This window comes from Pseudomonas sp. MF6394 (assembly GCF_002018845.1).
In the GTDB taxonomy this organism is placed as follows: Bacteria; Pseudomonadota; Gammaproteobacteria; order Pseudomonadales; family Pseudomonadaceae; genus Aquipseudomonas; species Aquipseudomonas lactis.
Map to the genome: position 1 here is coordinate 48,756 of NZ_MVOJ01000006.1, position 22,114 is coordinate 70,869.

Annotated in this window: 21 protein-coding genes; 16 read left to right on the plus strand and 5 right to left on the minus strand. The window is 62.7% G+C overall.

Annotation, left to right across the window (positions count from 1 at the left end):
• Nucleotides 1–75 precede the first annotated feature (75 nt).
• Genes MF6394_RS08650 through selO form a run of 3 tightly spaced genes read left to right on the plus strand, consistent with a single transcriptional unit; the run spans nucleotide 76 to nucleotide 6,763 of the window.
• On the plus strand, nucleotides 76–1,818 hold the full coding sequence (locus MF6394_RS08650) for a potassium/proton antiporter (protein WP_078466504.1): 1,743 nt from the start codon (nucleotides 76–78) through the stop codon (nucleotides 1,816–1,818).
• A 49-nt stretch (nucleotides 1,819–1,867) separates the two neighbouring features.
• The gene (mscK, locus tag MF6394_RS08655; protein ID WP_044270841.1) at nucleotides 1,868–5,251 is read left to right on the plus strand and encodes a mechanosensitive channel MscK; all 3,384 of its coding nucleotides are present in this window, start codon (nucleotides 1,868–1,870) and stop codon (nucleotides 5,249–5,251) included.
• Between the two features lie 48 nt (nucleotides 5,252–5,299).
• Nucleotides 5,300–6,763: a protein adenylyltransferase SelO gene (gene selO / locus MF6394_RS08660; protein ID WP_078466505.1), complete on the plus strand. Its 1,464-nt coding sequence runs from the start codon at nucleotides 5,300–5,302 to the stop codon at nucleotides 6,761–6,763.
• 4 nt (nucleotides 6,764–6,767) lie between these two features.
• Here the strand turns inward: selO and MF6394_RS08665 are convergent, their stop codons facing one another.
• On the minus strand, nucleotides 6,768–7,169 hold the full coding sequence (locus tag MF6394_RS08665; RefSeq protein ID WP_078466506.1) for a helix-turn-helix domain-containing protein: 402 nt from the start codon (nucleotides 7,167–7,169) through the stop codon (nucleotides 6,768–6,770).
• On the minus strand, nucleotides 7,166–7,462 hold the full coding sequence (locus MF6394_RS08670; protein ID WP_078466507.1) for a type II toxin-antitoxin system HigB family toxin: 297 nt from the start codon (nucleotides 7,460–7,462) through the stop codon (nucleotides 7,166–7,168). Before MF6394_RS08670 ends, MF6394_RS08665 begins: the two co-directional genes overlap by 4 nt.
• Nucleotides 7,463–7,678: 216 nt before the next feature.
• Here MF6394_RS08670 and trxC point away from each other — a divergent pair, with 216 nt between their 5' ends.
• Nucleotides 7,679–8,113, plus strand: a complete 435-nt coding sequence (trxC, locus tag MF6394_RS08675; RefSeq protein WP_044270835.1) for a thioredoxin TrxC — start codon at nucleotides 7,679–7,681, stop codon at nucleotides 8,111–8,113.
• Nucleotides 8,114–8,246: 133 nt separating this feature from the next.
• On the opposite strand, the gene MF6394_RS08680 is transcribed toward trxC, so the two are convergent.
• The 3 genes from MF6394_RS08680 to MF6394_RS08690 all read right to left on the minus strand — a co-directional run bounded on the left by MF6394_RS08680 (nucleotide 8,247) and on the right by MF6394_RS08690 (nucleotide 10,804).
• Nucleotides 8,247–8,462, minus strand: a complete 216-nt coding sequence (locus tag MF6394_RS08680) for a DUF6124 family protein (protein WP_078466508.1) — start codon at nucleotides 8,460–8,462, stop codon at nucleotides 8,247–8,249.
• Between the two features lie 465 nt (nucleotides 8,463–8,927).
• Nucleotides 8,928–9,140 (minus strand): DUF6124 family protein, encoded by a 213-nt coding sequence (locus MF6394_RS08685; protein ID WP_032893916.1) that lies wholly within the window; start codon nucleotides 9,138–9,140, stop codon nucleotides 8,928–8,930.
• Between the two features lie 893 nt (nucleotides 9,141–10,033).
• Complete coding sequence (locus tag MF6394_RS08690) at nucleotides 10,034–10,804, minus strand: ParA family protein (RefSeq protein WP_034125599.1); 771 nt, start codon at nucleotides 10,802–10,804, stop codon at nucleotides 10,034–10,036.
• A 314-nt stretch (nucleotides 10,805–11,118) separates the two neighbouring features.
• On the opposite strand from MF6394_RS08690, the gene MF6394_RS08695 reads away from it, so the two are divergent.
• The 12 genes from MF6394_RS08695 to MF6394_RS08750 all read left to right on the plus strand — a co-directional run bounded on the left by MF6394_RS08695 (nucleotide 11,119) and on the right by MF6394_RS08750 (nucleotide 22,087).
• The gene (locus tag MF6394_RS08695) at nucleotides 11,119–11,838 is read left to right on the plus strand and encodes a beta-ketoacyl synthase chain length factor (RefSeq protein WP_003187954.1); all 720 of its coding nucleotides are present in this window, start codon (nucleotides 11,119–11,121) and stop codon (nucleotides 11,836–11,838) included.
• On the plus strand, nucleotides 11,814–12,626 hold the full coding sequence (locus MF6394_RS08700; protein ID WP_047712415.1) for a lysophospholipid acyltransferase family protein: 813 nt from the start codon (nucleotides 11,814–11,816) through the stop codon (nucleotides 12,624–12,626). Before MF6394_RS08695 ends, MF6394_RS08700 begins: the two co-directional genes overlap by 25 nt.
• The gene (locus MF6394_RS08705; RefSeq protein WP_047712414.1) at nucleotides 12,604–12,873 is read left to right on the plus strand and encodes a phosphopantetheine-binding protein; all 270 of its coding nucleotides are present in this window, start codon (nucleotides 12,604–12,606) and stop codon (nucleotides 12,871–12,873) included. Before MF6394_RS08700 ends, MF6394_RS08705 begins: the two co-directional genes overlap by 23 nt.
• A gap of 9 nt (nucleotides 12,874–12,882) precedes the next feature.
• Entirely contained in the window at nucleotides 12,883–13,137 is a 255-nt protein-coding gene (locus MF6394_RS08710; protein ID WP_003187949.1) for an acyl carrier protein, read from the plus strand.
• Nucleotides 13,134–13,679 (plus strand): membrane protein, encoded by a 546-nt coding sequence (locus MF6394_RS08715; protein ID WP_032893920.1) that lies wholly within the window; start codon nucleotides 13,134–13,136, stop codon nucleotides 13,677–13,679. Before MF6394_RS08710 ends, MF6394_RS08715 begins: the two co-directional genes overlap by 4 nt.
• Nucleotides 13,676–15,346, plus strand: coding sequence for an ApeI family dehydratase (locus MF6394_RS08720; protein ID WP_078466509.1), 1,671 nt, complete (start codon nucleotides 13,676–13,678; stop codon nucleotides 15,344–15,346). Before MF6394_RS08715 ends, MF6394_RS08720 begins: the two co-directional genes overlap by 4 nt.
• A gap of 149 nt (nucleotides 15,347–15,495) precedes the next feature.
• Nucleotides 15,496–16,230, plus strand: coding sequence for a glycosyltransferase family 2 protein (locus MF6394_RS08725; RefSeq protein ID WP_078466510.1), 735 nt, complete (start codon nucleotides 15,496–15,498; stop codon nucleotides 16,228–16,230).
• Complete coding sequence (locus MF6394_RS08730) at nucleotides 16,227–17,162, plus strand: LpxL/LpxP family acyltransferase (RefSeq protein WP_044270755.1); 936 nt, start codon at nucleotides 16,227–16,229, stop codon at nucleotides 17,160–17,162. Before MF6394_RS08725 ends, MF6394_RS08730 begins: the two co-directional genes overlap by 4 nt.
• Complete coding sequence (locus MF6394_RS08735) at nucleotides 17,146–18,687, plus strand: HAL/PAL/TAL family ammonia-lyase (RefSeq protein ID WP_032893923.1); 1,542 nt, start codon at nucleotides 17,146–17,148, stop codon at nucleotides 18,685–18,687. The genes MF6394_RS08730 and MF6394_RS08735 overlap by 17 nt, the downstream gene beginning before the upstream one ends.
• Nucleotides 18,680–19,105 carry an acyl-CoA thioesterase gene (locus MF6394_RS08740; protein ID WP_054896218.1) on the plus strand — a complete coding sequence of 142 codons (426 nt, stop codon included), beginning with the start codon at nucleotides 18,680–18,682 and terminating at the stop codon, nucleotides 19,103–19,105. The genes MF6394_RS08735 and MF6394_RS08740 overlap by 8 nt, the downstream gene beginning before the upstream one ends.
• Nucleotides 19,102–19,785 (plus strand): outer membrane lipoprotein carrier protein LolA, encoded by a 684-nt coding sequence (locus tag MF6394_RS08745; protein ID WP_050516301.1) that lies wholly within the window; start codon nucleotides 19,102–19,104, stop codon nucleotides 19,783–19,785. The genes MF6394_RS08740 and MF6394_RS08745 overlap by 4 nt, the downstream gene beginning before the upstream one ends.
• Complete coding sequence (locus MF6394_RS08750) at nucleotides 19,757–22,087, plus strand: MMPL family transporter (RefSeq protein ID WP_078466511.1); 2,331 nt, start codon at nucleotides 19,757–19,759, stop codon at nucleotides 22,085–22,087. The genes MF6394_RS08745 and MF6394_RS08750 overlap by 29 nt, the downstream gene beginning before the upstream one ends.
• The last annotated feature ends 27 nt before the right edge of the window (nucleotides 22,088–22,114 follow it).

A 22,114-nucleotide genomic window follows, 5' to 3' on the forward strand; every position in this document is an offset into this window, starting at 1 on the left:
AACAGGTTAGAATCCCTGGCACGCAGACTGCATGGTCAGTTTGCGTCCTGCCCCCCCTGCCCTGGAGTACTGCCTTTGAATGCGACGACCATCAACAGCCTGTTCTTGATCGGCGCGTTGCTGGTGACTGCGAGCATTCTGGTGAGTTCGCTTTCTTCACGCCTGGGCATCCCCATCCTGGTGATTATCCTGGCCGTGGGCATGACCGCCGGGGTCGATGGCGGCGGCATCATTTTCGATAACTACCCCACCGCCTACCTGGTGGGCAACCTCGCCCTCGCCGTGATCCTGCTCGACGGCGGCCTGCGCACCCGGGTGGCGAGTTTCCGCGTGGCGCTGTGGCCGGCCTTGTCCCTGGCCACGGTGGGGGTGTTGATTACCACCGGCCTCACGGGCATGGCCGCGGCCTCGCTGTTTAACCTCAACATCATTCAAGGCTTGCTGATCGGCGCCATCGTCGGCTCCACGGACGCCGCGGCGGTGTTCTCGTTGCTGGGCGGCAAGGGCCTCAACGAGCGGGTCAGCGCCAGCCTGGAAATCGAATCGGGCAGTAACGATCCGATGGCGGTGTTCCTTACCGTCACCCTGATCGACATGCTCGCCAGCGGCCAGACCGGCCTGCACTGGAGCCTGCTCACGCACCTGATCCGTGAATTCGGCATCGGCGGCCTGGTAGGCCTGGGCGGCGGTTGGTTGATGTTGCAACTGGTCAACCGCATCAACCTGGCCAACGGCCTGTACCCGATCCTGGTGATCGCCGGTGGCCTGTTCGTATTCGCCCTGACCAACGCCCTGCACGGCAGCGGCTTTCTCGCCGTGTACCTGTGCGGGCTGGTGATCGGCAACCGCCCGGTGCGCAGCCGCCATGGCATTTTGCATATGCTCGACGGCATGGCCTGGCTGGCGCAGATCGGTATGTTCTTGGTGCTGGGCCTGCTGGTCACGCCCCATGACCTGCTGCCCATCGCCGTGCCCGCACTGGGCCTGGCACTGTGGATGATCCTGTTTGCGCGGCCACTGTCGGTGATGGTTGGCCTGCTGCCATTCAAGGCGTTCCACGGCCGCGAAAAAGCCTTTATCGCCTGGGTCGGCCTGCGCGGCGCGGTACCGATCATCCTCGCGGTGTTCCCGCTGATGGCCGGCCTGCCCCATGCACAGCTGTACTTCAACCTGGCGTTCTTTATCGTGCTGGTCTCGCTGTTGGTGCAGGGCACCAGCCTGCCGTGGGTGGCCAAGCTGCTCAAAGTCACCGTACCGCCAGACCCGGCGCCGATCTCCCGCGCAGCCCTGGAAGTGCACGTTACCAGCGAGTGGGAGCTGTTCGTCTACCGCCTGGGCGCGGAAAAATGGTGCATCGGCGCGGCCCTGCGCGAGCTGAAAATGCCCGAAGGCACGCGCATCGCCGCGCTGTTTCGTGGCCAGCAACTGCTCCATCCGTCGGGTAGTACAGTGCTGGAAGTCGGCGATTTGCTCTGTGTGATCGGCCACGAACACAACCTGCCGGCCCTGGGCAAACTGTTCAGCCAGGCGCCGCAACGGGGCCTCGATTTGCGCTTCTTCGGCGACTTCGTACTCGAAGGCGACGCCCAGCTGGGCGCGGTTTCGGCCTTGTACGGGCTCAAGCTTGAAGGTATCGACCCGGACATGCCATTGAGCCGCTTCATTACCCAAAAGGTTGGCGGTGCACCGGTAGTCGGCGACCAGGTGGAATGGAACAACACCATCTGGACCGTCGCCGTCATGGACGGGAACAAGATTGGCAAAGTCGGCGTCAGATTCCCCGAAGGAAGTCGCCCGGGCCCCGGACTCTTCCTCTAAACTGCGGGACAACGACGCCCCGATTCTTCACTTTGCAAGACCGGTCTCTATGCCAACCCTGCGTACTTTTCTCGCCACTGCCCTGCTGGGCCTGACCCTTTGTGTTGGCAGCGTATACGCCGCCGACCCGCCCAGCGCCGAAGCCGTCCAGCAAAGCCTGGATAAACTGCCCGACCGCAAGCTGCCTGACGCCGACATGAAGGCGCTGCAGGCGACCCTGCAACAGACCCTGACCTACCTGGGCAATCAGCAGGACTACGAGCAGCGCCTGGCCGACCTCAAGCGCCAACTGGAAGAGGCCCCGCGCCAGACCAATGAGAACCAGCGTGAGCTGGCGCGCCTCAAGGCCACCAAAATCATCCCGGTGGCCCAGCGCTACGCCAGCCTGCCGGTGCCGCAGCTTGAGCAGTTATTGGTGCAACGCAGCACCCAGCAAGGCGACCTGCAAAAAGAACTGGCCGACGCCAACAGCCTGACCATCGCCGCCCAGACCCGCCCCGAGCGCGCCCAGACCGAAATCAGCAGCAGCCAGACGCGCATCCAGCAAATCAACGCGACGCTCAAGCTTGGCAAAGACAACGGCAAGCCCCTCAGCAGCGACCAGCGCAACCAGCTCAACGCCGAACTGGCGGCCCTGAATGCCTTGATTCCCCTGCGCCGCCAGGAATTGGCCGGCAACAGCCAGCTGCAAGACCTGGGCAACAGCCAGCACGACCTGATCCAGGAAAAAACCGCCCGCCTGGAGCAAGAAATCCAGGACCTGCAAACCCTGATCAACCAGAAACGCCTGGCCCAGTCCCAGCAGACGGTGACCCAACAGTCCATTGAAGCGCAGAAAGCCGGCGGCAGTAGCATCCTGGCCAAGGAAAGCGCAGACAACCTCAAGCTGTCCGACTACCTGCTCAAAAGCACCGACCGCCTCAACGACCTGACCCAGAAAAACCTGCAGACCAAGCAGCAACTGGACACCGTGACCCAAAGCGATTCGGCCCTGGACGAGCAGATCAACGTGCTCAAGGGCAGCCTGCTGCTGTCCAAGATTCTCTATAAACAAAAGCAGGCCCTGCCGCGTCTGACCGTGGACAAAGACCTGGCCGACGACATCGCCAACATTCGCCTGTACCAGTTCGAGGTCAACCAACAGCGTGAGCTGATCACCTCCCCCAGCGCCTATGTGGACAACCTGCTGGCCAACCAGCCGCCAGATGAAGTCACCCCGCAACTGCGCCGCACCCTGCTGGAAGTGGCGATCACCCGCAGCGACCTGCTGGAACGCCTGAGCCGCGAACTGAGCGCACTGCTCAACGAATCCATCACCCTGCAACTGAACCAGAAACAACTGCTCAGCACCGCCAGCACCCTGCGCGCCACGCTCGACGAGCAAATGTTCTGGATCCCCAGCAACAAGCCGCTGGACACCGAATGGCTGGAAACCGTACCGGCGCACCTGAGCAAGCAGGTCACCACCCTGCCCTGGGCGTCCAGCGTCAGCGAGTTGTATGACGGCCTGACCCAACGCCCGCTGCTGTTCCTGCCGTTGCTGTTGCTGATCGGCGCGCTGTTGTGGCGGCGCAATGCGCTGTATGTGCGCCTGAAAAAGGTTCACCAGGACATCGGCCACTTCAAGCGCGACAGCCAGTGGCATACGCCGCAGGCCATCCTGATCAACATCCTGCTGGCGATGCCCGTGGCCCTGGGCCTGGCGCTGTGCGGCTATGCGTTGCAGATCGACGCCCGCGGGCAAAACGCCAACCTGGGCGCGGCCTTGCTGCAGATCGCCCAGGCCTGGCTGGTGTTCTACACCGCCTACCGCATCCTCGCGCCGGGCGGCGTGGCGGAGCTGCACTTTCGCTGGGAAAGGCCCCAGGTCGAATTCCTCCAAGGCTGGATACGCAAACTTGGCCTGGTGGTACTGGCGTTGGTGGCCGTGGTCGCGATTGCCGAACACCAGCCGGCGGCACTGGCTGACGACGTGCTGGGCATCGCCGTGGTACTGACCTGCTACGGGCTGATGGCCTGGCTGCTGGGCCGCCTGCTGCTGAACAGCCCAACCCACGAAAAGGCCTCGCTGTTTCGCAAAGCGATCGGGGTGGTGTTCACCGCCCTGCCCATCGCGCTGTTTATTGCCGTGTGCTTTGGCTATTACTACACCGCGCTGAAGCTCAGCGACCGGCTGATCAACACCCTGTACCTGCTGATGTTCTGGCTGGTGATCGAGGCCACCTTCGTGCGCGGCCTGGGTGTTGCCGCACGGCGCCTGGCCTACGCCCGCGCCCTGGCCAAACGCCAGGCCGCCAAGGAGGCCGGTGACGGCGAAGCGGTGATCGAAGAGCCGACCCTGGACATCGAGCAGGTCAACGAACAGTCCATGCGCCTGATCCGCCTGGCCCTGCTCGGCGGCTTTATCGCGGCGTTGTACTGGGTATGGTCAGACCTGATCTCGGTATTTTCGTACCTGGATAATGTCACCCTGTACGAATACACCAGCGGCACGGGTACGAATATCAGCATGGTGCCCATCAGCATCGGCGACCTGCTGGGCGCGTCGATCATCATCGGCATCACCTTCGCCCTGGCGCGCAACCTGCCCGGCCTGCTGGAAGTCCTGGTGCTGTCCAAGCTCGACCTGGCCCAAGGCAGCGCCTACGCCACTACCACCTTGCTGTCCTACATCATTGCTGGCGTGGGCTTTGTCACCACGCTCTCCACCCTCGGCGTGAGCTGGGACAAACTGCAATGGCTGGTTGCCGCGCTGTCGGTGGGCCTGGGTTTCGGCATGCAGGAGATTTTCGCCAACTTCATCTCCGGCATCATGATTTTGTTCGAACGCCCGGTGCGCATTGGCGACACCATCACCATCGGCAACCTGTCGGGTACGGTGAGCAAGATCCGCATTCGCGCCACCACCATCACCGACTTCGACAACAAGGACATCATCGTCCCCAACAAAACCTTCATCACCGGGCAACTGATCAACTGGTCGCTGACCGACACCATCACCCGCGTCACCCTGAAACTGGGCGTGGACTACGGCTCCGACCTGGACCTGGTGAAGGAATTGCTACTCAAGGCGGCGCGAGAAAACCCACGGGTACTCAAAGAGCCGGAACCCCACGTGTACTTCCTCAACTTCGGCGAAAGCACCCTCGACCACGAACTGCGCATGCATGTTCGCGATCTGGGCGACCGTAACCCGGTGTTGGACGAGGTCAACCGCTACATCAATCGTGAGTTCAAGAAACAGCACATCAACATCTCGTTCCGGCAGATGGAGATCTACCTGAAGAACCTTCACGGCCAGGAATACAAATTGGTGCCGGCCGAAGACGAGCGCAAGACCATTGCCGAGCCCCTCGACAAGCCCGACGCCCCCGAGCCTCCTGCAGGCAAAGTGGTGGATGCGCCGGAGCCGCCACCCAGCAAACTCGACTAAACGCCCTATCCCCAGCAGAATGCTCGGACATTCTGCTGGAGATGGCCGGTGAAAGCCCTCGACGAACTGACCTTCGACAACCGCTTCGCACGCCTGGGCGACGCATTCTCGACCCACGTATTGCCCGAGCCCCTCGACGAGCCGCGCCTGGTCGTCGCGAGCAAGGCCGCCATGGCCCTGCTCGACCTCGACCCGGCCGTGGCCCAAACGCCGGTATTTGCCGAGCTGTTCGGTGGCCATAAGCTATGGGCCGAGGCAGAACCACGGGCGATGGTGTATTCCGGGCATCAATTCGGCGGCTATACCCCGCAACTGGGCGATGGCCGCGGGTTGCTGTTGGGCGAGGTCTATAACGAGGCCGGCGAGCATTGGGATTTGCACCTCAAGGGCGCCGGGATGACGCCTTACTCGCGCATGGGCGACGGGCGGGCGGTGTTGCGCTCTTCGATTCGTGAATTCCTCGCCTCAGAAGCCCTGCATGCGCTGGGCATCCCCACCAGCCGTGCCCTGTGCGTAATCGGCTCCAGCACGCCGGTATGGCGGGAGAAACAGGAACGCGGCGCCATGGTTTTGCGCCTGGCCCACAGCCACATCCGCTTCGGGCACTTCGAATACTTCTACTACACCAAGAAACCCGAGCAGCAGGCCGAACTGGCCGAACACGTGCTGAACCTGCACTACCCCGAGTGCCGCGAGCAGCCCGAACCTTACCTGGCAATGTTCCGCGAAATCGTCGAGCGCAACGCCGAAATGATCGCCAAGTGGCAGGCCTATGGTTTTTGCCACGGTGTGATGAACACCGACAACATGTCGATCCTGGGCATTACCTTCGACTTCGGGCCCTTCGCGTTTCTCGATGATTTTGATGCGCACTTCATCTGCAACCATTCCGACCATGAAGGCCGCTACTCCTTCAGCAACCAGGTGCCGATCGGGCAGTGGAACCTCAGCGCTCTGGCCCAGGCGCTCACGCCGTTCATCAGCGTTGACGCGCTGAAGGAAGCCCTGGGCCTGTACCTGCCGCTGTACCAGGCGCACTACCTGGACCTGATGCGCCGCCGCCTGGGCCTGACCACCGCCGAAGACGACGACCAGCAGTTGGTGGAGCGCTTGCTCAGGCTGATGCAGAACAGCGGCGTGGACTACACATTGTTCTTCCGACGCCTGGGCGATGAATCCGCGGCGCTGGCCGTGACGCGGCTACGTGATGACTTTGTCGACCTGGCCGGGTTCGACGCCTGGGCCGAACAATACAAGGCCCGCGTTGCGCGGGACGGGGATTACGCCCAGGAACAGCGCCGTGAGCGCATGCACGCGGTCAACCCGCTGTATATCCTGCGCAACTACCTGGCCCAAAACGCCATCGCCGCCGCCGAATCCGGCGACTACAGCGAAGTGCGAAGGCTGCATGAAGTGCTGACCAAGCCGTTTGAGGAGCAAGCAGGGATGGAGCAGTACGCGCAACGGCCGCCGGATTGGGGTAAGCATTTGGAGATTAGTTGTTCGTCTTGACCTCTTAGATAAAGGTCTCCACTGACACCCCGAAACGCTCGGCCAGCCAACGAATCTGGCGCACGTTGAGCTGGCGTTTTCCGCTCAGTATCTCCGAGACAACTGATTGCGCCCCAACGCCCGGAAGGTCGCTCTGGGTGAGGTTGTGCTCACGCATCATGTAGCGCAGCACATCGACCCCGCTGGCGACGGGCATTGGGCGATGCTCACGATCATAAGCTTCGATCCAGTCGCTCAGAATGTCGACCAGGCTCATCAGCGGGCTGTCCTCGTCTTCACCCACCAGGCTCAATAGCTCATCCAAACCGCATACCAGTGCGTCGTAGTCTGCCTCGCTTTCCGGCTTGCGCAGCACAGGCGAAACGAACGGCCAGTGCTCTGCCGCAACGTGTATAAGTGCGCTCATCTGATTTTTTCCTTCCATTTGCCCTTCTCATAATCGCGATGGTCAAGCAGGTGCTTGATATAAACGCGCTGCATTCGATACTGCACCGACGCAATCAACCTCAGCTTGTTACCGCCAATATCAAACACATGAAATTCACCCACCTTGTCCGTGGCGGGAAACATGGCTTTCATCGCAGCGAAGTCCTTGGGGGCGTTGCGCTTGATCACGCGATACCACTGATCCAAAGCTGTTGCCGAGCGCGGCCATTTTCCCTTTGCTTCCCAGATCCTGCTTTCACTGATGACTCGCATGCAACGTCCTTATCGCATCTTGCTATGGAGGTTAAACCTGAATTCAAGCTATCGCAATTTGCTATAGCCGCAAACAGACCGGTGGCGCACAACAAAAAGCCTAGCCACACCGCTCACGCTGGCGAGAACGAAAATGTGAGCGGATAAGTATCTATATCCTTGATAAACCTCTGTCTCGACACCAAATACCCAACTGGCCAAACTCAGGAGCCTCCGATGTCCGAATCTCTTGTAATCCCCTGCCCACATTGCAACGGCCTCAACCGCATCCCCGGCGAACGCCTGGGTGACGCGCCCAAGTGTGGGCGTTGCAAGCAGCCGGTATTGCTGAGCAAACCCTTTGATTTGAAACAGGGTGACTATGCCAGCCAGATCAAGGGCGACCTGCCGCTTTTGGTCGATGTGTGGGCCGACTGGTGCGGGCCGTGCAAGTCGTTTGCGCCGGTATTCGAACAGGCCGCCGGGCAGTTGGAAGGCAAGTGCCGGCTGGCGAAGCTGGACAGTGAAGCTAACCAGCAGCTATCGGCGCAGCTGGGGATTCGTTCGATTCCCAGCTTGATCCTGTTCAAGAACGGCCGCGAAGTGGCGCGCCAGAGCGGGGCATTCCCGTTGCCGCAGTTGATGAGTTGGTTGCATAGCCAAGGGGTATAACTGGGTCTACAAAACAACACTGGCCACATGTGCGGGCTTGCTCGCGAAAGGGGTGGGTCAGTCAGCTTGTACGGCGACTGGCACGGCGCATTCGCGAGCAAGCCCGCTCCCACATTTGGATCGCGCTTTACCTTTAGGTCAGCGGGGCTTCGCGGTCCATCATCTGGCTGACCAGCATGACGCCCAGTTCGCTTAACTGGTGGATGGCCAGCGCTACGTCGCGGTGTTCGCCGGTGAGGTCGTTGGACAGGTTAAGCAGCAAGGTGCGCACCGAGGAGAAGGTTTCGTAGCTGTTGAGCACGAGGGTTTCGGTGGGGAGTTTGGGTGACACGGTATAGAGGTTAGCCATGGATCGTCTCCGGGTTGGGGAGCCGCAACCAGCCCGCTACTAAACGGAGGGTGGCAGCTGTACGCAAGTTAGTAGACCGGGGAGACGCAACCGGCGCGCTCGAAAGCGCCCTCCGTACAGCCACCATCGAATCCAGGAAGATCCTGATCGACGATTTGCCGTACGTCTCACCACGGGCTACTAAACCCGATCACTGAACATTCAGCGACCGGCAAACCTTAGAGACGCCCATCCAGACGCACAAGCCGGCGGATTCTGGCGTAGCTGTAGGCAAGGTTGCAAGGCACAAGCCCAATTGCCAGACACGTCCTACAGACCCTGTGGGACAAATCCAACTCACCTGCCGAAATGCAATCCAGACTGTGGGAGCTGGCTTGCCTGCGATGCAGGCGACTCGGCCTGTCTGATACACCGAGGCGATGCCATCGCAGGCAAGCCAGCTCCCACATTGAATGCATTTCAGCTTTAGGTCAGCGGGGCTTCGCGGTCCATCATCTGGCTGACCAGCATGACGCCCAGTTCGCTTAACTGGTGGATGGCCAGCGCTACGTCGCGGTGTTCGCCGGTGAGATCGTTGGACAGGTTAAGCAGCAAGGTGCGCACCGAGGAGAAGGTTTCGTAGCTGTTGAGCACGAGGGTTTCGGTGGGGAGGTTGGGTGAAACGGTGAATAAATTCATATTTTCGTTCTCTGCTGGGGCCATCGCCTGCTTGCTACTAAACAAGGGGCGGCAGCTGTACGCAGGTTAGTAGACCGGTAGAACGAAAGCAAAACCCGGCGCACCCTAAGGTGCCCTGCGCACAGCCACCATCAGATAGGCAAGAAACGCCATGCTTTGGGAGCGGTGCACATGCTTTCGTCTGAGTGGGCTACTAAACCCGATCACTGAACATTCAGCGACCGGCAAACCTTAGAGACGCCCATCCAGACGCACAAGCCGGCGGATTCTGGCGTAGCTGTAGGCAAGGTTACAAGGCACAAGCCCAATTGCCAGACCCGTCCTACAGACCCTGTGGGACAAATCCAACTCACCTGCCGAAATGCCCCCCCCACAATTAACCGCGCCCGACCACCCACTCTACGATGCGAAGCGAGTCGCTCTTGATCTTAGGCGCCCCGTTAAACCACGCTGGCCGGAATTCGACAGGGATTTGGGGGGTAAACCGGCAGGGATGCCGGTTTAGCCGCCCCGCGCCATGGATGGCGCGTGGCGGCGGCCCCCCAAATCACTGGCGGATTACGGGCACACCGAGCCTAAGCGAGGTGCCGAGTGGTGGGGCGAGGACCTTTTGGTTACTTTTGGGTCCTTCCAAAAGTGACCCGCTGTCAGAGCGGAACCCTAGGTGGCCGTTACCGCAGGAATGGATATGTACCCAATCCAACTGTGTTGACTGCCAGGCCGCCTTCGCGAGCAAGCCCGCTCCCACAGTTGGATTGTGGGGTGTCAGGTAGAGAAGTGTCGGCTGGCAGGCCGTCATCGCAGGCAAGCCAGCTCCCACATTTGGGTCGCGGTGCCTCAGCTAGATCAAGGTCAGCGGTCACGGGCAAGCCCGGCCCCCACAGTGCTCGAGGTCAGGCGTTTTCCAGCAAGTTATGCAGGTCCACAAACTGCTGCGTCAGCTTATGCCGTGGGTCCAGATGAATCAGCGGCTTGCTCTCCTGGTGCGACTCACGCATACGCACCGAACTGGCCAGGTACACCGGCAGTACCGGCAGCCCTTCGGCAATCAACTCATCGAGAATCTGCTGCGGCAAACTCGCACGAGCCTGAAATTGGTTGACCACAATGCCTTCCACTTCCAGGCCTTCGTTATGGTCGTCCTTCAACTCTTCGATCTCAGCCAGCAGGCCATACAGCGCCTGGCGCGAGAAACTGTCGCAATCAAAGGGGATCAGCACTCGATCAGCCGCAATCAGCGCCGAAACCGCATAAAAGTTCAGCGCTGGAGGCGTATCCAGGTAGATGCGGTCGTAATCCTCGCTCAATTCATCCAGCAGCTTTCGCAGCTTGTTGATCTTGTGCTTGGCCTCAAGCTTGGGCTGCAGGTCGGCCAGTTCCGGGGTGGCGGTGATCACGTGCAGGTTGTCGAAGGGCGTTTCGTAGATATCCACCCTGTTCTTCTTCGAAAACGGCCCCGTCGACAGGGTTTGCTTGAAAAAATCCGCGATCCCCATGGGAATGTCGTCACCCGTCAGCCCGGTGAGGTACTGGGTGGAGTTGGCCTGTGCATCGAGGTCCACCAACAGGGTTCGATAACCTTCGCTGGCGCTGACCGCCGCCAGGTTGCAGGCGATGCTGGACTTGCCCACACCGCCTTTTTGATTGAACACCACGCGCCGCATGGAAAAACCTCCGTGTATCAATGAATGCCCGAGTGTAGAGCGCAAAAGCGCCCATTAGCTACCTCGTTCATCCGGGCGCCGCATCTGGCTAACAAACAAATAGGAGTGCGCCTATTCCACGGTCGATCAGCCATGACCAACAATCTGTAAGTTCTTCCAACTTATTTGTGATCAACAGTGAACAAATTTTCACCACTATTTGCTAGAACTCCACGGCACCGGGATAATGCGCGCCATTCGGCCATTGCTCCCTGTCCCGGAATCCGGGGCCATTGGCCGCACATGGAAGCCCGCAGGGGCGGGATAACTTCTCAGTGATCAACTTCAACATCGCCCAATGGCGCGCCTGGGCTCCTGGCCTTGAGAGTGCGGACGACTGGCACGCCTGGTGCCGGGACCCGGTGTTGCTGCCTGCCAGCGAAGCGTCCCCCGATGTGTCATTTTTGCCAGCGATGCAGCGCCGCCGCTTGAGCCGGCTGGCGCGCATGGCGTTCAGCGTCGGCTGGCCGCTGGCCGAGGGCCTGGAAGACCTGCCGCTGGTGTTCATTTCCCGCCACGGCGAAACCCCGCGCACCCTGGACATCCTCAGCGACCTGGCCAACGAGCAGCCGCTGTCGCCCACTCAGTTCAGCCTGTCGGTGCATAACGCGGTGATCGGCCTGTGGTCGATCCTGCGTAATGAAACCAGCGAGATGACCGCCCTCGCCGCCGCCGGCGATGGCCTCGAACACGGCCTGCTCGAAGCCGCCGCGTTGCTCAACGAAGGCGCACCCGCCGTGTTGCTGGTGATCACCGAAGAACAACCGCCCCAAGCCTATGCCAGCTGGATCACGGATGTCCCCTTCCCCTACGCCCTCGGCCTGTTGCTCACGCCGGGCGACGAGTGGCAACTGGAACTCACCACCGGCACTGTCCAACTCACTCAAACCCAGTGGCCCCACGCCCTGAACCTGCTGCGCACCCTGCTGACCGATCAGGGCGCCTGCCAACATGCCTGGAAGAACCGAGTATGGAACTGGCAACGCAAGCCCTGACCCACAAGCCACGGCAGGCCTATTACTGGCGCCTGTTCGCCACGGCCCTCAGCTTTTGCCTGTTTGGCATCGGCGGGCTGTGCCTGCGTTTGCTGGTGTTTCCACTGCTCAGTTGCCTGCCGGGCGACGCCAGCCAGCACCAACGGCGTGCACGCCACACCATCAGTTGCCTGTTCTGGTTTTTTATTCGCTTGATGAAGGGCCTGGGCATTCTCACGTACAGCGTCGAGGGTGCCGAAAACCTTGGCCGCCCTGGCCAGATGATCGTCGCCAACCACCCGTCGCTGATCGACGTGGTGTTCCTGATCGGCCTGATGCGCCAGACCAACTGCGTGGTCAAGCAGAGCCTGTTCCAGAACCCGTTCACCCGCAGCCCGGTGCGCGATGCCGGCTACATCAGCAACGACGGCAGCGCCGACATGCTCGATGCCGCAGCCGACGCCCTGCGCGCCGGCCAAACGCTGATCATCTTTCCCGAAGGCACCCGCACCACGCCCGGCGCCGCGCCGGCCTTTCATCGCGGCGGCGCGGCCATTGCCCTGCGGGGTGCGACAATCATCACCCCGGTGGTGATCAAGGTCAGCCCCACCACCCTGACCAAGGCCGAACCCTGGTATCGCATCCCCCACCGTCGATTTCACTTCAGTTTGCGCGTGGGCGCCGATATAGAGCCACAAGCGTTTGCCGCCGTCGGGCCCGCGCCCCAGGCTTCACGCAAGCTCAACGATCACCTGCATCACTATTTCATTAAGGAGCTCGCCGAAGATGAGCGACCAACACCGCCTTGAGCACGACATAAAGCTACTGATCATCGAGGCCCTGGGCCTGGAAGACATCAGCGCCGAGGATATTGGCAGCGACCAGACCCTGTTTGGCGACGGCCTGGGCCTTGACTCGGTCGATGCCCTGGAATTGGGCCTGGCGATCCAGAAAACCTACGGCATCAAAATTGATGCCGACGCCAAGGACACCCGCAATCACTTCACCAACGTGGCCAGCCTTGCGGCGTTCGTCACGGCCCGACAGGCAGCTTGAGACCGTACCATGCAAACTCGTGACGATATTTTCAACACCCTGCGCGACGCCTTGGTGGAACTGTTTGAACTGCCCCCGGAACGCGTCACCCTGGACGCCAACCTGTACCAGGACCTGGAAATCGACAGCATCGACGCCGTGGACCTGATCGACCACATCAAGCGTCAGACCGGCAAGAAAATTGCCGCCGAAGAATTCAAGGCGGTACGCACGGTGAACGACGTGGTAGAGGCGGTGTACCGTCTGGTCCAGCCCGCCGCATGAGCCGGCTGATCGGCCTTGGCCTGTTATTGGCGGGGCTGCTGTACCCCTTCGCGGTGTATTACGGCACCGAGCACTTTGCACCCTGGCAGTTCGGCTTATTGCTGGGCAGCCTGTGGCTGTTGCGCGCGCTCACCGCTGCGCAGCGCCCGGGCAGCCGGTGGATGGCGGTGGTGGTCATCGTGTTTTGCCTGGCGCTGGCCTGGTTCGATAACCCGCAGTGGCTGCGCTGGTACCCGAGCCTGGTCAGCGGGTTCATGCTGGCGTTGTTCGGCCTGAGCCTGAAGTACGGCCCGCCGATGGTCGAGCGCCTGGCGCGCATGACCGACCCGCACCTGCCGCCCCACGCGGTGGTGTATACCCGCCAGGTCACCCTGGTGTGGAGTGTGTTTTTTCTCTGTAATGGCCTGCTCGCCGCCGCGCTCACCCTGTGGGCGCCGCTGAGCTGGTGGACGTTGTACAACGGTCTGATCGCCTACGGGTTGATGGGCCTGTTGTTTGCCGTGGAATGGCTGGTACGACAAAGGGTTCGAGGCCGCGTATGAAAGGGTTGAAACTTGAGCACTTGCTGCTTGAGCCACTGCAGGATCGTGGGGTGACTACCGAGCCCGCCATGAATCACGCGCAACTGTGCGAGCGCTCCTTGAGCCTCGCCGCAGGCTTGCAGGCCCGGGGCATCCGGCGCCTGGCCGTGCACCTGGAAGACGCCGGGCTGCTGGCGATTGCGCTGCTGGCCGCCTGGCGGGCCGGTGCGAGCGTGCTGCTGCCCGCCGACCTGCAACCCCAGACGCGCCAACGCTGGGCCGCTGCCGTGGATGCCTGGCTGGTGGACGCCAGCGACCTGGACGCGCTGTATCAAGCGCCCTTGAGCGCCGCCGCCCTCGACCTGGACAGCTGCCAACTGAGCCTGTGCACCTCCGGCTCCAGCGGCGAGCCCAAGCGCATCGACAAGTCCCTGCGCCAGCTGGCCAATGAAGTAGAGGCCTTGGAAGCGCTGTGGGGCGCAGACCTCAAAGGCGCGTGCATCATCGGCAGCGTCGCCACCCAGCACATCTACGGCTTGCTGTTTCGCGTGTTGTGGCCGCTGTGCGCCGGCCGCACCTTTGTGCGCAAGCAACTGGCGTTCCCTGAAGACATGCAGCGCGCCAGCCGTGAGCACCCACAGTTTGCCTGGGTGGCCAGCCCCGCACTGCTCAAGCGCATGGGCGACAACCTCGACTGGCCGGCACTGAGCCAGGTGGCACGGGTGTTTTCCTCCGGTGGCGCGTTGCCGGTTGACGCGGCCGGCAGCCTCTACGACCGCTTGCAGCAATGGCCCACAGAAATCCTCGGCAGCTCGGAAACCGGCGGTATCGCCTGGCGCCAGGGCGCGCAACCCTGGCAGCCGTTTGCCGATGTGCAACTGAGCCAGGATGCTGAAGGAGCACTGCGCATCGCCTCGCCATACCTGCCCGCAGGGCATATCGAACAAACCGCCGACGCCGCACGCATCCATGCCGATGGCCGGTTTGAACTGCTGGGCCGCCTGGACCGCATCGTCAAGCTGGAAGAAAAACGCATCTCCCTGCCGATGTTGGAACAGGCGCTGATCGCCCATGAATGGGTGGCCGACACCCGCCTGGGCGTGGTGCAGGAAAACCGCGCGTCCCTGGGCGCCGTGGTGGTGCTCAGCGACGCGGGGCTGCATGCCCTGCGCAACCAGGGGCGCCGCGCCCTCACCCAAACCCTGCGCCAGCACCTGAGCCAACATTGCGAAGCCCTGGCCTTGCCGCGCCGCTGGCGTGTGCTGCGCCAATTGCCGCTGAACAGCCAGGGCAAGCTGCCCCAGGCCGATATCGAAGCCTTGTTGCTGGCGCCTCGCCCGAAAGGGCCTGAGGTGTTGGCGCAAGTCGAAACCGAAGGTGAATGGACCTTGCAACTGAGCATCCCACCGGACCTGGCCTATTTCAGCGGGCACTTCCCGGTCACCCCGGTACTGCCAGGGGTGGTGCAGGTGGAATGGGCGTTCAACCTGGGCCAACAATTGCTCGACCTGCCCACCAAGTTCGCCGGCATGGAAGTGCTCAAGTTCCAGCAACTGGTGCGCCCCGGCGATCACATCGAACTGCACCTGCGCTTTGATCGGGAGCGTAGCAAGCTGTACTTCGCCTATCGCAATGGGGTGGCAGCGTGCTCCAGTGGCCGGATAGTGCTGGAGGCCGCGCATGCGTAGGCCATTTGAGCGCTTCGCGCTCATTCGCGAGCAAGCCCGCTCCCACATGGGTTGGGTGCCAAGCATAAATTTCATGCACAGCGCAGATCACATGTGGGAGCGGGCTTGCTCGCGAAGCAGGCGACTCGGTCCCCTCAGGTGCCCCCATCATGCATAACCCCTGCGCTTTAATCCCGGTGTACAACCACGAAGCCGCCGTGCCGGCCGTGGTCCACAGTGTGCTGAAAAGCGGCCTGCCCTGCCTCTTGGTCGACGATGGCAGCAGCCCCGCCTGCGCAGCGGTGTTGGCGCAGTTGGCGACGTTGGACAACGTCACCCTGCTGACCCTGCCCAGCAACCAGGGCAAGGGCGGCGCCGTGATGGCCGGTTTCCGCGAAGCGGCGCGCCTGGGCTATACCCACGCCCTGCAAGTGGACGCCGATGGCCAGCACGACCTGCGCGAAGTCGAGACCTTTATCCACACCTCACGCCAGCACCCCGACGCCGTCATCTGCGGCTACCCCGAATACGATGAGAGCGTGCCCAAGGGTCGCCTGTACGCACGTTACCTGACCCACGTGTGGGTGTGGATCAACACCCTGTCGCTTGAGATTCGCGACTCGATGTGCGGCTTTCGCGTGTACCCGCTGGCGCCGACCCTGGCACTGATGGACTCGGCCTACATCGGCACGCGCATGGATTTTGACTCGGACATCCTGGTGCGTCTGGCCTGGCGCAACCAGCCCATGCGCTGGCTGCCCACCCAGGTGCACTACCCCGCCGACGGCCTGTCGCACTTTCGTTTGTTGCGCGACAACCTGCGCATCAGCGCCATGCACACGCGGTTGTTCTTCGGCATGCTGGTGCGCGCGCCGATGATCCTGTGGCGGCGGTGGCAAGCATGAACGACAGCACCAAGCACTGGGCCGACCGCGAAGAACGCGGCAGCTTCTGGCTGATGAAATTCACTGCGGTCGCGGTCAAAGTCCTCGGCCGTCGACTGTTGAGCCCGTTGCTCTACAGCATCGTGTTTTACTTCTTCCTGTTCGGCCGCACCGCGCGGCACAGCGCCTGGCAATACCAGCAGCGCCTGGCGCAGTGGAGCGGGCGCGATGACCTGCTGCCGAGCCACCGCACCGTCTTTGCCCAGTTCATGGCCTTCGCCGACTCGCTGCTGGACAAGCTCGACGTGTGGAACGGCAAGCTGCGCCTGGAGCAAATCGAGATCAATGACCCGGCGCAGTTACGCAGCCAACTGCGTGGCGAGCGCGGGCAGATGCTGGTGGGCGCACACCTGGGCAACCTGGAAGTGTGCCGCGCCCTGGCGGAGATTGGTGAGCAGGTCACCATGAATGTACTGGTGCACACCAAGCACGCCGAGCGCTTCAACCGCCTGCTGGGCGAGGCTGGCGCTACCCATTTGCGCCTGATCCAGGTCAGCGAGCTGGACCCGGCGACCATGCTGCTGCTCAGCCAGCGCCTGGACGATGGCGAGTGGCTGGCGATTGCCGGCGACCGCATCCCGCTGCACGGCGGGCGCACGGTGCGGGTGGATTTCCTCGGACACACGGCGGCGTTCCCCCAAGGCCCATGGCTGCTGGCGGGCTTGCTCAAATGCCCGGTCAATCTGCTGATGTGCCTCAAGCACCAGGGTCGCTATCGCCTGACTATCGAGCCCTTTGCCGATTTGATCGAATGGAAGCGCAGCACCCGCGAGCAGGTCATCGCTGTGTGGGCCGCCCGCTACGCCGCACGCCTGGGCCAGTTCTGCCTGCAAGCGCCCCAACAATGGTTCAACTTTTACCCTTTCTGGAAGACCGATGACCACGCCTCTTGAGCCCATCACCTTTGGTGAACGCCCCCTGCGCATCGAAGACGTGCTGGCCCTGGCCAACCGCCAGGTGCCCACTCGTCTGCAGGACGACGCCGCGTACCGCCAGCGCATCGCCAAGGGCGCGCAGTTCCTCGACTCGCTGCTGGACAAGGAAGGCGTGATCTACGGCGTGACCACCGGCTACGGCGACTCCTGCGTGGTGGCGGTGCCGCTGGAACACGTCGAAGCGTTGCCGCGTCACCTGTACACCTTTCACGGTTGCGGCCTGGGCAAGTTGCTCGACGCCCAGGCTACCCGCGCCGTACTGGCGGCGCGTTTGCAGTCGCTGTGCCATGGCGTGTCCGGGGTGCGTGTGGAACTGCTGGAACGCCTGCACGCCTTCCTCGAAAACGATGTGCTGCCACTCATCCCGGAAGAAGGCTCGGTAGGCGCCAGCGGTGATCTGACGCCGCTGTCCTACGTGGCCGCGACCTTGTCCGGCGAACGTGAAGTGCTGTTCCGTGGCGAACGCCGCCCGGCAGCCGACGTACACCGTGAACTGGGCTGGGAACCGCTGGTACTGCGACCCAAGGAAGCCCTGGCACTGATGAACGGCACCGCCGTGATGACCGGCCTGGCCTGCCTGGCCTTTGCCCGCGCCGACTACCTGTTGCAACTGGCCACGCGCATCACCGCGCTCAACGTGGTGGCGCTGCAAGGCAACCCGGAACACTTCGACGAACGCCTGTTCGCCGCCAAGCCGCACCCTGGGCAGATGCAAGTGGCCGCATGGCTGCGCAAGGACCTGGCCATCGACGCACCCACCGCACCGCTGCATCGCCTGCAAGACCGCTACTCGCTGCGCTGCGCGCCCCATGTGCTCGGCGTATTGGCGGACAGCCTGAACTGGCTGCGCTCGTTCATCGAGATCGAACTGAACAGCGCCAACGACAACCCGATCATCGATGCCGAAGAAGAACGTGTGCTGCACGGCGGGCACTTCTACGGCGGGCATATCGCCTTCGCCATGGACAGCCTCAAGACCCTGGTCGCCAACGTGGCCGACCTGCTCGACCGCCAGCTCGCACTGCTGGTGGACGTGCGCTACAACCATGGCCTGCCGAGCAACCTGTCGGGCGCTCCGGCTGACCGCGCGATGATCAACCACGGCTTCAAGGCCGTGCAGATCGGCACCAGCGCCTGGACCGCCGAAGCACTGAAAAACACCATGCCGGCCAGCGTGTTCTCGCGCTCCACCGAGTGCCACAACCAGGACAAAGTGAGCATGGGCACCATCGCCGCCCGCGATGCGATCCGCGTGCTGGAGCTGACCGAACAGGTCGCCGCCGCCACCTTGCTCGCCGCCAACCAGGGCGTGTGGCTGCGCGCCCAGGCCGAGGATGCCCGGCCACTGCCACCAGCACTGGCGGCGATGCACGCGGAGTTGGCCCAGGACTTTGCGCCGGTCATCGAAGACCGCGCCCTGGAAGGCGAACTGCGCCTGTGCCTGCAACGCATCGCCGCGCAACACTGGAGGCTGCATGCGTAGCCCCGGCGTATTGCACAGCGACACTGAAATCCTCGTGCCGTTTTTCGACATCGACACCATGAACGTGGTGTGGCACGGGCATTACGTGAAATACCTGGAAGTGGCACGCTGTGCGTTACTGGACAAGATCGGCCATAACTACACGGCGATGCTCGAAGCCGGCTACGCGTGGCCGGTGATCGACATGCAGCTACGCTATGTGCGCGGCGCGACCTTCGGCCAGACGATCAACGTGCGCGCCAGCCTGGTGGAATGGGAGAACCGTTTGAAGGTGAACTACCTGATTACCGACCTGGCCAGCGGCGAGCGCTTGACCCGCGCCAGCACCGTGCAAGTGGCGGTGCAAATCGCCAGCCGCGAGATGCAACTGGCCTCGCCCAAAGTCTTCACCGACGCCGTAGAGAGAGCCCTGAAATGAGCCCCCCTGTAGGAGCGAGCTTGCTCGCGAAGATCGCCAACGATAACGCGGGCCACCTGACACCCCGTGGCGCCCTCAGGTTTTTCGCGAGCAAGCTCGCTCCTACAGGGGCGGCGTTGTTGCTGAGCTTCAGTGCCCACGCCTTCGACCTGCAGCAGTTGAGCGATCAGCTTGGCAAACCCTCCGTCATCCACGGCCACTTCACCCAGGAAAAACACCTGCGCGCCCTGCCCCAGCCGCTAGTGAGCAAAGGCACCTTCGTGCTCGCCAAGGATCACGGCCTGCTGTGGCTGCTGAAAACCCCGCTGCAACAGGACTACCGCATTACAGCTCAAGGCATTGCCCGCCGCGACGCCAATGGCTGGCAACTACTGCCAAACAAGAGTGCCGGCGCCGAACAGAATCGTTTGTTCCTGGCGGTACTGCAGGGCGACAGCAGTGGCCTGCAACGCGACTTCGACCTGCAACTGCAAGGTGAGGCCCAACAGTGGAAGCTCACGCTGACCCCACGCTCGCTGCTGCTCAAGCAAGTGTTCACCCAGATCACTATCGACGGCGGCGCGCTGGTGCACAGCATTGAACTGCTGGAAACCCAAGGCGACAGCACGCTGCTGCGCATGCAGGACAGTACCGCCGACCAGCCGTTGAGCGATGCGGAGCAACACGACTTTGCCCAGTGAGCGCCTGCTGCCGCGCCTGTTCCTGACCCTGCTGGTGGCCGTGCTGGCCTTGGCTGGCTGGCAGTGGCGTGATGGCGCGCCGTTGTCGGCCAACCTGATGGAGCTGGTGCCCGGCAGCACGCCGGACGCCTTGGAACTGCAAGCCGAACAGCGCATGCAAGAGCCGCTCAACCGCGAAATGCTGGTGCTGGTGGGGCATGCCGACCGCCAGCAAGCGGTGGCCGTGGCGCAGCAACTGGGTGAGCGCTGGCAGGCCAGCGGCCTGTTTGAAAAGGTGCAGTGGAACCTGCAAGCCGACTTGCCAGCGTTGCGCGAACAACTGCTGCGCGGGCGCTTGTCGATGCTCTCAGCCAAAGACCGCGAGCAACTGATCCAACAGCCGGACGCGTTCATCCAGCAACGCGTGCAATCGCTGTTCGACCCCTTCACCGGCTTCAGCCTGGTGCCCAGCCAGGACGATTGGCTCGGCCTCACCGGGCGCATCCAGAACAGCCAACCGCAGCACGGCGCGGTGCAAATGGACATCGGCAGCGGCGCCTTGATCGCCGATGCCGACGGCAAGAGCTGGGTGCTGCTGCGGGCGCGCACCACCGGCAACGCCTTCGACATGAAGCTGCCGCTGCAGGTGGCAGACTTGCTAAAAGCCAGCCGCGAGCAAGCCGGCGCACACGGCGCGCAACTGCTCGCCGCCAGCGGTTTGCTCTACGCGGCCAACGGGCAGCAGCAGGCCACGCGGGAAATGACCTGGGTCGGCGGCGGCGCCACCCTGGGCATCCTGTTGTTGCTGCTGCTGGCGTTCCGACGCTGGCGGGTATTGCTGGCGTTCGTGCCGGTGCTGGTGGGCATGCTGTTTGGCGCAGTGGCGTGTGTGGCGCTGTTTGGGCATATGCATGTGATGACCCTGGTGCTGGGTTCCAGCCTGATCGGCGTGGCGGTGGATTACCCGCTGCATTACCTGTCCAAAAGCTGGAGCCTGCAACCGTGGCGCAGTTGGCCGGCGTTGCGCCTGACCCTGCCGGGGCTGAGCCTGAGCCTGGCCACCAGCGCTATCGGTTATCTGGCGCTGGCCTGGACGCCGTTCCCGGCGCTGACCCAGATTGCGGTGTTCTCGGCTGCCGGCCTGGTCGGTGCCTATTTGTGCGCCGTGTGCCTGTTGCCCGCGCTGCTCAAGGGCGTGGAACTGCGCCCGGCGCAATGGCCGCTGCGTGTCGCCCAAAGCTTATGGCAGCTACGCACGGCCCTGCTCAAACGCGTGCCCAGTTCGGTACTGCTGGTGTGGGTGCTGCTGTTCTGCGCGGCGGGCCTGTGGCAACTGAACACGAAGAACGATATCCGCCAATGGATCGGAGCGCCGCCGCAGTTGCTGCAAGAGGCCCAGGCCGTGGCGCGCATCACCGGGTTCCAGCCCACCAGCCAGTTTTTCCTGGTGCGGGCGAGCAATCAGCAGCAGTTGCTGGAACGCCAGGCCGCCCTGGGCAAACGCTTGGATCAGTTGGTGCAGATGGACAAACTCCAGGGCTACCTGGCGCTCAATCAACTGGTCAACCTCCCCGATGAGCAACAACAGCTGCGCGAGGCGCTGAACAACCTGGCGCCACACTGGCAACCGCTGCTGGACCTCGGCGTGCCCCTGAGTGCCCTGCAAGCCGAAGTGACGCAGTTGCAGGCGCTGCCCACCGCAGACATCGACGCCGCGCTGCAAGGCCCGCTGGCCGAGCCCTGGCGCACGCTGTGGCTCGGCCCTGTGGACGGCGGCGTGGCGGCCATGGTCAGCCTGCAAGGCTTGAACAACCCGGCGCTGCTGCGGGTGCAGGCGCTGGACTTGCCCGGCGTGCAGCTGGTGGATCGCCTGGGTGACTTGAACCGGGTGTTTGCCGACACGCAGATCAGCGCTGCCGAATTGAAGTTGCTGTCTTGCGTGCTGATCGTGCTATTGCTGATTGCGCCCTTCGGCTTTGGCGGCGCCTTGCGTATCGTCGCCCTGCCGCTGCTGGCCGCGCTGTGCAGCCTGGCCAGCCTCGGTTGGCTGGGCCAGCCGCTGACGTTGTTCAGCCTGTTTGGCCTGCTGCTGGTCACGGCCATCAGCGTCGACTATGCGATTTTGATGCGCGAGCAGATCGGCGGCCCTGCCGTCAGCCTGTTGGGAACACTGCTGGCGGCACTGACGACCTGGTTGTCGTTCGGCCTGCTGGCGGTCTCCAGTACACCGGCCGTGAGCAATTTCGGCTTGTCGGTCAGCCTGGGCCTGGCGTTCAGCTTTATGCTGGCACCCTGGGCCGGCCGGCAGAAACACGCCTTATGAATGTGATTAGCGCCCATGCGGCAAGGA